Raw genomic sequence first — 13,774 nt, 5'->3', positions numbered from 1 at the left:
ACCAGGCCCGGATCGGCAGAAAGTGCCGCCCTAAGACTATCAAAAATCTCCCGAATGTGTCAGTAAACCCACACTTGGGGATGGACACAAATAAAACCGAATTCAACGGTAATTTGTGATTTTGAAACGGGTACGAAGGACGGGGCTTTAAAAGACATGACGAAACCGACGATGACGCGGCGGGCACTTCTTGGTGCCTTTGCAGCGACGACCGTGGCGGCTGCGCCGTTTACGGCCAACGCATTCGGCATCCTGCGGGGCGCAGGTGATATCCGCCGATTGAAGATGCATTCCGGGCGCACCGGCGAGACTGTGGACATGGTCTACTGGATCGAGGGCGACTACATCCGCCCGGCAATTCAGGAGATCAACTATTTCATGCGCGACTGGCGCACGGATCAGGTGCATGACATCGATCCGCGTACGCTGGACATCATGAGCGCGTCGCACAAACTGCTGGAGACGAACGAACCCTACATGCTGTTGTCGGGCTACCGCTCGCCCGAGACCAACGCGATGCTTCGGGCCCGGTCTTCGGGCGTGGCGCGCCGGTCGCTGCACATGCAGGGCCAGGCGGCGGATCTGCGCGTCGCCGGACGCTCGGTCAGCCAGGTCGCCCGCGCGGCGCAAACCTGGTCGGCAGGGGGCGTCGGGCGCTATTCCGGATCGAACTTCACCCATATGGATTGCGGCCCGGTCCGCAGCTGGGGCGGCTAAGCTGCACGGGTGATCCTGTTGTGGAGGCGGCTGAACCCGTCTGCCCCCGACCGGCACCCGAACCGCGAGACACGAAACCGGCCCATGACGGCCGGTTTTTTCATGTGCGGGTCAAAGCGCGCGGACAGGGCAATCATCCATCAACGCCTCGGCATCCGAACGGCGGCACAGCGCGGTCGCCTCGGTCATCACCGCGGCACTTGCCGCGGCCACGCCGTGTTGCAGGGCGATCTCGGGGGCGTCACCCCGCGCCAGGGCGCCCGCGAAGCCGGCCACGAAACTGTCGCCCGCCCCGGTCCTGGAGCGCACCGGCACCCGGGCCGCGGTGCAGAACCAGCGCCCCGCACCCGTGACCAGCACCGACCCCTCGGCCCCGCGCGCCAGCACCACCATGCGCGCCACGCGCCGCGCAACCAGATCGGCGGCAAGGTCCGCGCTGGCGGCGCTGTCGGGAAGGTCGCGTCCGGCAAGCTCCTCGGCCTCGGCATGATCGAGCCGCAGCAGCTCCAGCCCCTGGATGCGCCCTTGCGCGATGGCGGCCAGCGCCGGGCCGGAACTGTCGAGGATCACGCCCGCCCCCTGCGCCTCCGCGATCGCCACCAGCCAGGCGGCGAAATCGTCGGGAAACCCCTCCGGCTGGCTGCCAGACAGGATCGCCAGCCCACCGGACGGCAGGGAAGCCGCGATCTCATCCTGCGCGCGGGCCAGGTCATCTTGCCGCCACTCCGGGCCGGGAAAGACAAAGCGGTATTGCGCGCCGCTGCTGCGGTCGGTGACGGAGAGATTCTGGCGCGTGTCACCGGGGGCCGCGACGCAGCGCGCCGTCACCCCCTCACGGTCCAGCAACCCCCGCAAGGTCTCGCCCGCCGCACCGCCCACGGCCACCAGCGCCACGCTGGTCCCGCCAAGCTCGGCCAGGGCGCGGCTGATATTGATGCCGCCGCCGCCGGGGTCCGTCCGGGGGGCGTCACAGCGCAGTTTGGGCCCCGGTTCCACCTCGGCTGCGGAACTGTCCAGGTCCACCGCCGGGTTCAGCGTTATCGTCAGGATCTCGCGCATGTCAGCCCCCTTTTCACGCCACAATCTAGGGCAGGCGCAGGCCCCCATCCAGCCGGATCGTCTCGCCGTTCAGATAGGCCATTTCGATGATGAAACGGACCGTGCGGGCGAACTCCTGCGGATCGCCGAGGCGGCGGGGAAAGACCACGTCGGCGGCCAGAGTGTCCATCATCTCCTGCCCCAGGCTTTCCAGCATCGGGGTCAGGAACAGGCCCGGCGCGATGGCCATGCAGCGAATGCCAAGCGAGGCGAGGTCGCGCGCCACCGGCAGGGACAGCCCCGCCACCCCGGCCTTGGAGGAGGCATAGGCCGCCTGCCCCTTCTGCCCGTCATAGGCCGCGATGGAGGCCGTGTTGACGATGACGCCGCGTTCGCCATCGGCGTTGGGATCGTTCCTGGCCATCTCGGCCGCGGCCAGCCGCGCGACATTGAAGGCGCCGACCAGGTTGATGTCGATGGTGCGCTGGAAATCGGCCAATGGGAACGGCCCCCTGGAGCCGACCGTCTTGGCCCCGGTCACGATCCCCGCGCAATTGACGACGCCGGTGATGCCGCCCATCTTGGCCGAGGCCTGGGCCACGCCCTCCGCGACGCTTTCCTCCGAGGTCACATCGACAAGGGTGAACCCGCCCCCGATCGCGTCGGCCACCGCCTGCCCCTTGTCGGCGTCGCGGTCGAACAGGGCAACCTGCGCCCCCGCCCCCGCCAGGTAGCGCGCCGTCGCCTCGCCAAGCCCGCTGGCCCCGCCTGTCACGATCAGTTTCGCCGTCGAAATATCCATCACGCCATCCCCCTTGAATTGAACATGCGTTCAGTTATCAGGCGCGGGCGATCCGGTCAAATCCTCAGCGATAGTGCAGCGAGACACCGTCGCGGAAAACATGCACCTTTTCCGGCGGCGCCGACATGCGCAGGGTCTTGTGGCGGTCGTCGGAATGCACGCCGGGGCGCTTGCCGATCACCGGATCCTGGCCGGTCGCGGCCTCGAAATACAGAAGCGTCACCTCGCCCAGGGCTTCCGTGATGGCGACCTTGCCCTCATAGGCGAAATCGGCGCTGTCGGTGACGACCATATCCTCGGGCCGGATGCCGACCCGCACCCGCGCGCCCTGATCATCAGCGTTCGACGGGTAATCAGACAGGATCGTGCCGCCGCCCTGATCCGTCTGCACCCGCGTCTGCGCGCCGGTCTCGACGATCTCGCCCGCCAGCAGGTTCATCTGCGGGCTGCCGATGAATTGCGCCACGAACTCGCTGTTGGGCCGCTCGTAAAGCTCCAGCGGCGTGCCGACCTGGGCGATGCCCTTGTTGGCCAGCACCACGATGCGGCTGGCCAGCGTCATCGCCTCGACCTGGTCATGCGTCACGTAGATCATGGTCGAGTCGGGCATCTGCTCCTTCAGCTGCGCGATCTCGATCCGGGTCGCCACGCGCAGGGCCGCGTCGAGGTTCGAGAGCGGCTCATCGAAGAGATAGACCTTGGGGTCGCGCACGATGGCACGGCCAATGGCCACCCGCTGACGCTGCCCGCCCGACAGCGCCTTGGGCAGGCGGTCAAGGTATTCCTTCAATTGCAGCTTTTCGGCCGCGCCATTGACGGCCTCGTCGATTTCGGCCTTGGACTTGCCCGCGATGTTCAGCGCGAAGGCCATGTTGTCGCGCACCGTCATATGCGGATAAAGCGCGTAGGTCTGGAACACCATGGCGATGCCGCGCTGCGAGGGGGGCACGTCGTTCATCACCTGCCCGTCGATGGTGAAAGTCCCACCCGAGATCTTCTCCAGCCCCGCCACCATGCGCAGAAGCGTGGACTTGCCGCAGCCCGAGGGGCCCACGAAGACGATCAGCTCGCCCGTCTTGATGTCGAGATTGATGTCGTTCAGGACATTCACATCGCCATAGGATTTGGCGACATCTTTCAGGATCAGATCGGCCATATTTCAGGTCTCCTCATGGGCGAACAGGGCCTGCCAGGGCCCGATATGCTGCGCGTCGGGGGTTGCGAAGGGGGCATCCTCGCACAGGGTCCAGTTGCCATCCGGCAGGGCGATGTCCTGACCCGCATCGCTCAGGTTGAAGGCGCAGAGCAGGCGCTGGCCGTCATGGGACCGGGCGAAGATCACGACGCCCTCCTCGGCACGGATCAGGGTGAAATCCCCCTTGGCCAGCGCCGGGTAACGTCCGCGAAACGCGATCATCCGGCGGTAAAAGTCCAGCATCGCGTCGGGCTGCGCGTTCTGCACCGAGACGGCGCGCGCCACATGTTCCATCGCGATGGGCAGCCACGGCTTGCCATCCGAGAACCCGGCATTGCGGTTATCGGCCACCCAGGGCATCGGCGTGCGGCAGCCGTCGCGGCCCTTGAACTTGGGCCAGAACCTTATGCCGTAGGGATCTTGCAGATCCTCATAGGCGACATAGGCCTCGCTCAGCCCCAGTTCCTCGCCCTGGTAGAGGCAGACCGAGCCGCGCAGGCTGAGCAGCAGCGCGGCGTAGGTCCGGTAGGCCGCATCGGACAGTTGCCAGCGCGTCGCGTGGCGGATCACGTCATGGTTGGAGAAGGCCCAACAGGCCCATCCGTCGCCGACGCCGGCCTCGAACTCCCTCAACACCCCGCCGACGCGGTCCGCCGTGGGGGAGACGCCGGACAGGAAATCGAAGCTGTAGCACATCTGCACCTTGTCATTGCCCGAGGTATAGGCGGCCTGGATTTCCTGGCCCCGCTGCGCATCGCCGACCTCGCCCACGGCGACGGCGGAGAACTCGTCCAGCACCGCGCGGAAGCGCTTGAGGAAGGCCAGGTTTTCGGGCTGGTTCTTGTCGTAGAGGTGATCTTGCCAGTTATAGGGGTTCACTTCAGGCGCGATAGTGGCGTTGCGCTGATCGGGGTCCAGCGCCGGGTTGTCGCGCAACTCCTTGTCGTGGAAGTAGAAATTGATCGTGTCGAGGCGGAAGCCATCGACGCCCCGCTCCAGCCAGAACCGCGCCACATCCAGCAGCGCATCCTGCACATCCGGGTTATGCAGGTTCAGGTCGGGCTGCGAGGTCAGGAAGTTGTGCAGGTAATACTGCATCCGCTCGCCATCCCATTCCCAGGCCGAGCCGCCGAAGATCGACAGCCAGTTGTTGGGCGGCGTGCCGTCGGGTTTGGCATCGGCCCAGACATACCAATCGGCGCGGGCATTCTCGCGGCTCTGGCGGCTTTCCTGGAACCAGGCATGCTGGTCCGACGAATGGCTCAGGACGAGGTCGATCAGCACCTTGATCCCAAGCTCATGCGCCCGCGCGATCAGCGCGTCGAAATCGCCCAAAGACCCGAACATCGGATCGACATCGCGGTAATCGGAGACGTCATAGCCGAAATCCAGCATCGGCGAGCGGAAGAAGGGCGAGATCCAGATCGCATCGACGCCGAGGCTGGCGACATGGTCCAGCCGGTGGATGATGCCGCTGAGGTCGCCGATCCCGTCGCCATTGCTGTCCTGGAAGCTGCGGGGGTAGATCTGGTAGATCACCGCCCCGCGCCACCAGTCCTGATCGGGGGCGTGGACATCCTTGCGGGACATATCCTGCATGAGGTTCATTACGTAACTGCCTTGTTTACTTGACCGAGCCGGCCAGGAGGCCGCGCACGAGATAGCGTTGCATTGTGAAGAAGACCAAGAGCGGCACCGCGATCGAGACGAAGGCCGCCGTGGCCAGGATCCCCCAATCGCCGCCGCGGCTGCCCAGGAGGTCATCGGCGATGGTGACGGTCATCACGCGGCTGGCCTCATCGGACGGCAGGAACACCTTGGCGACCAGCAGGTCGTTCCAGGTCCACAGGAACTGGAAGATGGCGAAGCTGGCAAGTGCCGGGAAGGACAGCGGCAGGATGATCTTGAGGAATATCTGGAAATCCGTGGCTCCATCGACCTTGGCGCTTTCGATGATGTCGCGTGGCAGGCCGACCATGTAGTTTCTGAGCAGATAGACCGCCAGCGGCAGGCCGAACCCGGTATGGGCCAGCCAGATGCCGACGAAACTCTGCCCGATGCCGATCTGGTTGTGCAGGTTCAAAAGCGGCACAAGCGCCAGTTGCAGGGGCACGACCAGCAGGCCGACGACACAGGCGATCAGCAGCCCGCGACCGGGGAAATCCATCCAGGCCAGCGCATAGGCCGCGAAGGCCGCGATCAGGATCGGGATGATGGTGGCCGGGATCGTCACCGTCAGCGTGTTGATGAAGGCCCGGTCCATCCCGTCCGAGGTCAGGATGGTGCGGTAATTGTCCAAGGTGAAATTGGGCGGCGTCTCGGCCGCGAAATAGACGCGCGGGCCGCTGCCCGGATCCTCATCGGAGGTATAGACATAGCTGCCATCGGCGTTGACCGTCAGCATCCCGCCATCGCGGGTTTCGACCTCTTCGCCCGGCGCATAGGCCGCCGGTTCACGGCCAAGGATACCGAAACCGGTGATCTGCGCCTCACCGCTGGTGAACTCCGCGGCCACTTCCGCGCTCTCGAAGATGTTGCCCTCGACGATCCAGAGGTCGCCCTCCTGGCGGGGGTCGGCATCGCCGCGCGTGCGGTAGGTCAGCTCGACCGAGAACGGCGCCACCCACCAGCCCGAGGCGGTGATCTGGTCGCGGTCGCGGAAGGACGAGACGAACAGCCCCACGGTCGGGATCAGCCAGGCGATGACCAGGATCAGGACCGAGATATTGACCGCCCATTTCAGCGCGTTGTTCTGTCCGGCGATATTGTCCATCAGCGCATCTCCTTCTGGGCCTGGCGGATGTTCCAGATCATCACCGGCAGGACGACGATCATGATCACCACGGCCACGGCGGTCGCCCGCCCGTCATCGCGGAACATGAAGCTCATCATGTAGCTTGGCAGGATCTCGGTACCGAAATTGCCGCCCGTCATGGTGTAGACGATGTCGAAGACCTTGAGCACGAGGATGGTGATCGTGGTCCAGACCACGACGATGGTGCCCATGATCTGCGGCACCTTGATGCGGAAGAAGACGCGGAACGGCCCCGCCCCGTCGATGATCGCGGCCTCGATCGTGTCCTCGGGCACGCCGCGCAGGGCGGCAGAGAGGATCACCATGGCAAAGCCTGTCTGGATCCAGACCAGGATCACCATGAGAAAGAAGTTGTTCCAGAACGGCAGTTGCAGCGGATCGAGCGGATCGAGCCCCATGCCGTCGCGGATCGCGTTGATGATGCCGATATCGGGATCGCCCGCGTAGACGAATTTCCAGATCAGCGAGGCGCCCACAAAGGAGATCGCCATCGGCATGAAGATCAGCGACTTGGCGATGTTGCCCCAGGACAGGCGATCGGTCAGCTGCGCCACCACGAGGCCGAAAAAGGTGGCGGCGGCGGGCACGACAAGCGCCCAGAGCGCGTTGTTGATCAGCGCGGTCTGGAACTCGGGGTCGCCCGCAAGCGAGGTGTAGTTGCCAAGCCCGATGAACTCGCTTCCGGCCCGGTTATACATCGACCGGATCAGGCTGCCGATGACCGGATAGACCAGGTAGATCGACAGCGCCAGGATGGCGGGCAGCAGGAACAGCCAGGGCCGGATCGCGTTGGCCCGGTTGATGTTGCGCCCGATATTGGGGCCCTTGGCGGGATAGATGACCTTATCGAGCAGCAGGTTCGCGGCATAGAAATAGCCGACACACCCGAACACACCGACGAAGATCGTGATTGCACCTTGCACCAGCGGTGACATGACCGTGCCCCTCCCCCCTTGAGTTGGCCGTATGGTCCCGGTCCGCGCGCATGGCGGGCCGGGATCTCGGTGTTTACTGGATCGAGTCCCAGCGGTCCTGGATCGACGCCGCCACATCCGCGGCATCCGCGCCGGTGACGTAATCGACCATGCCGGTCCAGAACGCGCCCGCGCCGATCTCACCGGGCATCAGGTCCGAGGCGTCGAACCGGAAGGTGGTGGCGTTCAGAAGGATCTCGTTCATGGCGCGCTGTGCATCCGAGGCGAAGACCTCGGCGTTCGCGTCGCCATAGGGCGTCAGGAAGCCCGATTGCGCCATCCAGACCTCATGCGCGATGGGGGTTTGCAGGAATTCCATCCACACATTGGCCGCATCGGACGGATCGGTGATCGCCCAGAGCGTGCCCGCGCCTAGGACCGGGCTGCCAAGACCCGCCTCTTCCGAGGCCGGGAAGTAGAAGAAATCCGCATCCGCGTCTTCCGGGAAGAAGGTCGGGATGAAGCTGGCCTGACGGTGCATGTAGCATTCCGCCGGGAAGGTGAAGAGGCCCGCGGGGCTGTCGCGGAAATCGGTCGTGGCCACGGCCTGCGATCCGCCGCTCACGTAATCCTCGTTGCGGGCGAACTCGCCGAAGGCCTCGATCGCGCCGACGACACGCTCGTCGTCGAAGGGAATCTCGTTGGCGACCCATTGGTCATAGACCTCGGGCGGCTGCGTGCGCAGCATCATGTCCTCGACCCAGTCGGTCGCGGGCCAGCCGGTCGCGGCGCCCGATCCCAGGCCGATGCACCAGGGCGTTTCGCCATCGGCGACGATCTGGTCGGAGAGCGCGCGCAGCTCTTCCATGGTTTCGGGCACCTCATAGCCCATCTCGTCGAAAGCCTCGGGCGAATACCAGACCAGCGATTTCAGATCGACCTTGTAGAAAAAGCCGAACAGCTCCTCCTCGCCGTCCTCGTTGGCATAGGTGCCCAGGTCGACCCAGGATTGTCCGGCGGCGTAGTTTTCGCGGATCCAGTCGGCGGTGCCCTCGGGCAAGGGCGTCAGCGCGCCGCGTCCGGCCATGTCCGAGGCCAGGCCCGGCTGCGGGAACACCGCGATATTGGGCGGGCTGTTGGCCTGAATCGAGATCACGATGTCCTGCTCGAAACTGTCCGAACCGGAATAGTTCACGGTGGCGCCGGTCGCCTCCTCGAAATAGGCGGCGACGCTGTTCATCAGGTCGGCATCGGCACCGGTCCAGGGGCCGGTGATGCTGAGCGTCTGACCGCTCAGGTCATTGTCCGCGGCGAAGGCCTCGAAACTGTCCCAGCTGAACGCGCCCTCGCCCGGCGCGAACATCAGGTGTCCCTCGGCATTGGCGGCCCCGGCTGCCAGCAGCGCGATGCCTGCCACGCCTGCGTATAGCGATGTCTTCATGATTCCCTCCCGGTTGTCGGCCCAATCGGGCCTGTCTTGTCTGGATGCACCCGGCATTTACAAAGATTACCAAAGCGCTTTGACTGGCTGCACAGTCTCGCAGAATCGTCTGCCTGTCAATTGGGCATGTTGCCACGGACCAATAAAAACAGGCACTCCCTTCGCAGGCGCAGCATTCCAAACGCAACTCCCCCTTTGACAGGCACAAAGGTTCCGGTCTAGCTTCTGCAAATATTGAAAGCGCTTTGGTGCCCCTTTGGCGATGAACCTCAAACAACTGGCCGAGACGCTCGGACTGTCGCAAACGACGGTCAGCCGGGCCATGAACGGCTACCCGGAGGTCAGCGAGGCCACCCGCGCGCGCGTCCATGCCGCCGCCGCGCGGCACAATTACCGCCCCAACACCCGCGCCCGCAGCCTGGCCACGGGCCGTTCGATGATGATCGGGCATGTGATCCCGGTCTCGACCCGGCACGAGATGATGAACCCGATCTTCTCGGATTTCATCTCGGGCGCGGGCGAAGCCTATGCCAAGGCCGGGTTCGACATGATGCTGTCGATCGTGCCCGACGACATGGAGGACAGCGCCTATCGCGCGCTGGCCCGGCGGCAATCGGTCGATGGCATCGTCATTCACGGCCCCCGCGCCGACGATCCGCGCATCGCGTTGCTGAAAGAGATCGGCCTGCCCTTCGTGGTGCATGGCCGCGCCTCGGACGCGCCCGCCGATTTCTCCTGGGTCGATGTCAACAACCGCCGCGCCTTTGCCCGCGCGACCGAACTGCTCTGCGATCTCGGGCACCGGCGCATCGCGCTGATCAACGGGCTGGAGGACATGGATTTCGCCCGCCGCCGCCGCGAAGGCGTCGAGATGACGTTGCGCGCGCGCGGGCTGGAGGTGAACCCCGACTGGATGAGCAGCGACGAGATGACCGAGCATTACGGCCACGACAGCGCGGCACGGATGCTGGCCGGAGATCCCGCCCCCACGGCCTTCCTGGTCTCCTCCATGATCCCGGCCATCGGCGTGCGCCGCGCGGTCGAGGATGCGGGGCTGAAACTGGGCCGCGACATCAGCGTGATCACCCATGACGACGCGCTGAGCTACCTGGGCAATGGCGGCGACGTGCCGATCTTCACCGCCACCCGTTCCTCGGTGCGCGAGGCGGGGCGCATCGCCGGCACCCTGCTGCTGGAGATGATCGCAGATCCCGGCGGCCCGCCCCTGCAAACCTTGCTTGAGGCCGAATTGATGCTCGGCCAATCCACCGGCCCCGTGCCAAGACCGGAGTGACCCCATGACATGGACGCGTAACGATTTCCCCGAAGGCTTCCTCTTCGGGGCGGCGACATCCTCCTACCAGATCGAGGGGCATGGCATGGGCGGCGCGGGGCCAACCCATTGGGACAGTTTCGCCGCCACGCCGGGCAATGTCGTGCGGGCCGAGGATGGCGCGCGCGCCTGCGCTCACTACACCCGCTGGCCCGAGGATCTGGACCTTCTGCGCGACCTCAATGTCGACATCTACCGCTTCTCGACCTCTTGGGCGCGGGTCTTGCCCGAGGGGACCGGCACGCCCAATCCGGAGGGGCTGGATTTCTACGACCGGCTGGTCGATGGCATGCTGGAACGCGGCTTGAAGCCCGCCGCGACGCTCTACCATTGGGAATTGCCGCAACCGCTGGCCGACAGGGGCGGCTGGCGCAACCGCGATATCGCAAGCTGGTTCGCCGAGTTCACCGAAACCATCATGGGGCGGATCGGCGACCGCCTCTGGTCCGCCGCCCCGATAAATGAGCCCTGGTGCGTCAGCTGGCTCAGCCATTTCGACGGCCATCACGCGCCGGGGATGCGCGACATCCGCGCCACCGCGCGCGCCATGCATCACGTGTTGCTGGCGCATGGCCGCGCGATCGAGGTCATGCGCGGCCTCGGGCTGTCAAACCTGGGCGGTGTGTTCAACCTGGAATGGGCCGATCCCGCCGACCCGGACAACCCGGCCGATGTCGCCGCCGCCGCGCGCTATGATGCGATCTATAACCGCTTCTTCCTGGGCGGCGTCTTTCAGGGGCATTACCCGGCGGAGGTTCTGGAGGGGCTGGAGCCGCATCTGCCGCAAGGCTGGCAGGACGATTTCGCCACGATCACCCAACCGCTCGACTGGGTCGGCCTGAATTACTACACCCGCAAGCTGATCGCCGCCGCCCCCGGCCCCTGGCCTGGTCTGACAGAGGTGCAAGGCCCCCTGCCCAAGACCCAGATGGGGTGGGAGGTCTGCCCCGAGGCGCTCTACCGGTTCATCATGCGCGTGGCCAATACCCATGCGCCCGACCTGCCCATCTATGTCACCGAGAACGGCATGGCCAATGCCGACCGGCTGCAAAGGGGCGTGATCGACGACCCAGAGAGGCTGGCCTATCTCGATGCGCATCTGGCGCAATGCCGCCGCGCCATCGCCGACGGGGCCGACCTGCGCGGCTACATCATCTGGTCGCTTCTGGACAATTACGAATGGGCCCTGGGCTATGAAAAGCGCTTCGGCCTCGTTCATGTCGATTTCGAAAGCTTGAAGCGCACCCCGAAAGCGTCCTATCACGCGCTTGAGCGCGCTTTGCGCCGAAAGGGCGGATGATGAGTTCGACGCTATCCCTCGTGGCCGATATCGGCGGCACCAACACCCGCGTGGCGCTGGCCGAGGGGGCGAGCGTGCGCGTGGACAGCGTGCGCCGCTACAAGAACGCAGGGTTCGCGGGGCTCTCGCCGGTGCTGGAGGCCTATCTGGCCGAGCTGGCCCCCGGCAACCTGACCGGAGCCTGCGTCGCCGTGGCGGGCCCGGTGCGCGACGGGGTCGGCCAGATGACCAATCTGGACTGGCGCATCGACCGGACCGATCTGGGCCAGGTCACGGGTGCTGCGAACCTCGCGGTGCTGAACGACCTTCAGGCGCAGGGCCATGCCGTGGGGCAAGTGACCGAGGGCGATCTGATCCGCCTGTTGCCGCAGCCCCCGGCCTCGCCCCAGGCGGCCAAGCTGGTGGTGGGCCTCGGCACCGGGTTCAACGCGGCGCCGATCTATGACACCAGGGCTGGTCGCTTCGTGCCGCCGTCCGAATGCGGTCACATCACCCTGCCCCGCTCCTCCGATGCGCTGGCCGCCCTGGCCGCCGACCTGACCGACGGGCGCGGTTTCGCCGCCGTGGAGGAGGCGCTGTCGGGCCGCGGCATCGTGGCGGTTCACAAGCACCTGCACGGCGTGCGCCTCACCAGCACCGAGATCATGGACCGGCTGGAGGCAGGCGACACACAGGCCCGTGCCACCGCGCGGCTCTTCACCCAGGCGCTCGGCACCGTGATGGGGGATCTGGCGCTCATCCATCTGCCCTTTGGCGGCATCTACCTGGTCGGCGGCATGGCCCGTGCCATCGCGCCCTGGCTGCAAGAGCTGGATTTCGCCCCCGCCTTCCGCGCCAAGGGCCGCTTTGCCCGCTTCATGGACCAGTTCGGCATCGCGGTGGTGACCGACGATTACGCCGCCCTCTCGGGCTGCGCAGCGCATCTCGATCACCTGCCCGCCGGGTAGCCCAGATTTTTTCACCTCAAGGCGCGCGCCCCCTTGCACCCGGCAACGTCCTTGCGCTATTGCGCTTCGGCACGGAGAGGTGGCCGAGTGGTCGAAGGCGCACGCCTGGAAAGTGTGTAGGCGGGAAACCGTCTCCAGGGTTCGAATCCCTGTCTCTCCGCCACTTGCCCCCGCGAAAGCGTTCTCTTGATCCGGACCCAGCCGGATCTTCTCGTTGTTTTCTAGGGTTATGCGGGACGGGCTGAGCACCGGCCACGTCGCCATTAGGCCCGGAAGCGGTCTCTCACGGCCGATATTCTCCGGACCTCATGACTGCGCCGACTTGATGAATTCCTTGCAAGACTCTGAAAATAATATATTTTCGGAAGAGAGGCGTGAGCATTTCGGCGGAAGTCGCGTTTCCCGAGACGGAACAGCACTCGAACCCTGGCCGATTGTCGTTATCCGCGTAATAGTGAGAAGCCATGCCCCACACGGCATGGCCAAACAAGTCATACGACTAGCCCTTCGACCTCATCGCAAAGGTAGTCGAGTGCGGTGTCTTCACCTCGACGATCAAGCATAGCTAACACTTCAGGCAGACCCGCGTGCGCATAGGAATTCGCAATCCGCATCATCTCTGAAGGCGAGTCAATCACACTTACATCATCTCTCTCAGCAATCGCGAGCAACGTGAGGGCCGTAGGCCGCCAAGGGTCTGACCCTAGAACGACACCCTCAGCCGCCTTGTAGGTCTTGCCCGACGGCCCGGTCGGTTTTAGGCCCTTCTTCACCGCAAGCATGATTGCAAAGAACCAGATATCAACGTTTCGCCGGAACGGTTGATGGACGGCCGAAGCCGAGCGACCTTCCCGGAGCTGAACGACAGCCTCAATACGTTCGCGAAAGTGCTCGTCGATATTAATGTCTTGTCCTGCAAACGAATTATCCATCACGCGGTCTCCGCCAAAGCTTGGGTAGAGGACTCGTATCTGTCACAAACCTTGCAAACCGTTCTATGGTTACAGGCACACTGCAGAATAATCGCCTCCTTTGTCTCAGGGTCGTTTTTCAAGATGCGCGGATAGTGAGCTGGATTCGTTAACGTGGCAGCGACAACGGCCCTTTCATCCAAGATGTCCCCACAGCCCTTAGAGGTGGCGCGGCAAATCTGAACAGTTGAGTTAGGTGGATTTTCCGCTCCTGATCCGGCAGCGTTGCCGAGACGAAGGAGCGAAGATGACCAAACGACCCAGACGGAACCACAGCCCTGCATTCAAGGCGAAGGTCGCA

At 64.8% G+C, this 13,774-nt stretch carries 12 protein-coding genes and 1 tRNA gene; 5 read left to right on the top strand and 8 right to left on the bottom strand.

Translation table 11 applies throughout. From position 1 onward, the window contains the following. Positions 1 to 156: 156 nt before the first annotated feature. Positions 157 to 717 carry a peptidoglycan L,D-endopeptidase MepK gene (gene mepK, locus AC13C7_RS07705; protein ID WP_482867115.1) on the top strand — a complete coding sequence of 187 codons (561 nt, stop codon included), beginning with the start codon at positions 157 to 159 and terminating at the stop codon, positions 715 to 717. A gap of 111 nt (positions 718 to 828) precedes the next feature. Here the strand turns inward: mepK and AC13C7_RS07700 are convergent, their stop codons facing one another. From AC13C7_RS07700 to AC13C7_RS07670, 7 genes are all read right to left on the bottom strand, one after another. Further along, a complete protein-coding gene (locus tag AC13C7_RS07700; protein ID WP_482867114.1) occupies positions 829 to 1,776 on the bottom strand; it encodes a 1-phosphofructokinase family hexose kinase in 948 nt (315 codons plus the stop codon). Between the two features lie 25 nt (positions 1,777 to 1,801). Further along, positions 1,802 to 2,557: an SDR family NAD(P)-dependent oxidoreductase gene (locus AC13C7_RS07695; protein ID WP_482867113.1), complete on the bottom strand. Its 756-nt coding sequence runs from the start codon at positions 2,555 to 2,557 to the stop codon at positions 1,802 to 1,804. A 64-nt stretch (positions 2,558 to 2,621) separates the two neighbouring features. Beyond that, positions 2,622 to 3,713 (bottom strand): ABC transporter ATP-binding protein, encoded by a 1,092-nt coding sequence (locus AC13C7_RS07690; RefSeq protein WP_482867112.1) that lies wholly within the window; start codon positions 3,711 to 3,713, stop codon positions 2,622 to 2,624. 3 nt (positions 3,714 to 3,716) lie between these two features. Continuing rightward, positions 3,717 to 5,360 (bottom strand): alpha-amylase family glycosyl hydrolase, encoded by a 1,644-nt coding sequence (locus AC13C7_RS07685; RefSeq protein ID WP_482867111.1) that lies wholly within the window; start codon positions 5,358 to 5,360, stop codon positions 3,717 to 3,719. Positions 5,361 to 5,376: 16 nt separating this feature from the next. Next, positions 5,377 to 6,525, bottom strand: coding sequence for a carbohydrate ABC transporter permease (locus AC13C7_RS07680; RefSeq protein ID WP_446120461.1), 1,149 nt, complete (start codon positions 6,523 to 6,525; stop codon positions 5,377 to 5,379). Then, the gene (locus AC13C7_RS07675) at positions 6,525 to 7,502 is read right to left on the bottom strand and encodes a carbohydrate ABC transporter permease (protein WP_482867110.1); all 978 of its coding nucleotides are present in this window, start codon (positions 7,500 to 7,502) and stop codon (positions 6,525 to 6,527) included. The genes AC13C7_RS07680 and AC13C7_RS07675 overlap by 1 nt, the downstream gene beginning before the upstream one ends. 73 nt (positions 7,503 to 7,575) lie before the next feature. After that, positions 7,576 to 8,922, bottom strand: coding sequence for an ABC transporter substrate-binding protein (locus AC13C7_RS07670; protein ID WP_482867109.1), 1,347 nt, complete (start codon positions 8,920 to 8,922; stop codon positions 7,576 to 7,578). Between the two features lie 262 nt (positions 8,923 to 9,184). Here AC13C7_RS07670 and AC13C7_RS07665 point away from each other — a divergent pair, with 262 nt between their 5' ends. The 4 genes from AC13C7_RS07665 (at position 9,185) to AC13C7_RS07650 (ending at position 12,665) form a co-directional block, all read left to right on the top strand. After that, entirely contained in the window at positions 9,185 to 10,216 is a 1,032-nt protein-coding gene (locus AC13C7_RS07665) for a substrate-binding domain-containing protein (protein ID WP_482867108.1), read from the top strand. A 4-nt stretch (positions 10,217 to 10,220) separates the two neighbouring features. Next, positions 10,221 to 11,555, top strand: coding sequence for a GH1 family beta-glucosidase (locus AC13C7_RS07660; protein ID WP_482867107.1), 1,335 nt, complete (start codon positions 10,221 to 10,223; stop codon positions 11,553 to 11,555). After that, a complete protein-coding gene (locus AC13C7_RS07655) occupies positions 11,552 to 12,502 on the top strand; it encodes a glucokinase (RefSeq protein WP_482867106.1) in 951 nt (316 codons plus the stop codon). The genes AC13C7_RS07660 and AC13C7_RS07655 overlap by 4 nt, the downstream gene beginning before the upstream one ends. A 73-nt stretch (positions 12,503 to 12,575) precedes the next feature. Continuing rightward, positions 12,576 to 12,665 (top strand) — tRNA-Ser (locus AC13C7_RS07650). Between the two features lie 328 nt (positions 12,666 to 12,993). On the opposite strand, the gene AC13C7_RS07645 is transcribed toward AC13C7_RS07650, so the two are convergent. Next, the gene (locus tag AC13C7_RS07645; RefSeq protein ID WP_482867105.1) at positions 12,994 to 13,434 is read right to left on the bottom strand and encodes a hypothetical protein; all 441 of its coding nucleotides are present in this window, start codon (positions 13,432 to 13,434) and stop codon (positions 12,994 to 12,996) included. Between the last annotated feature and the right edge of the window lie 340 nt (positions 13,435 to 13,774).

It is taken from the genome of Alterinioella sp. B-7 (assembly GCF_056857775.1).
The sequence above is the reverse complement of the archived record's forward strand: the minus strand, read 5'-3'. Positions and strand labels throughout refer to the sequence as shown.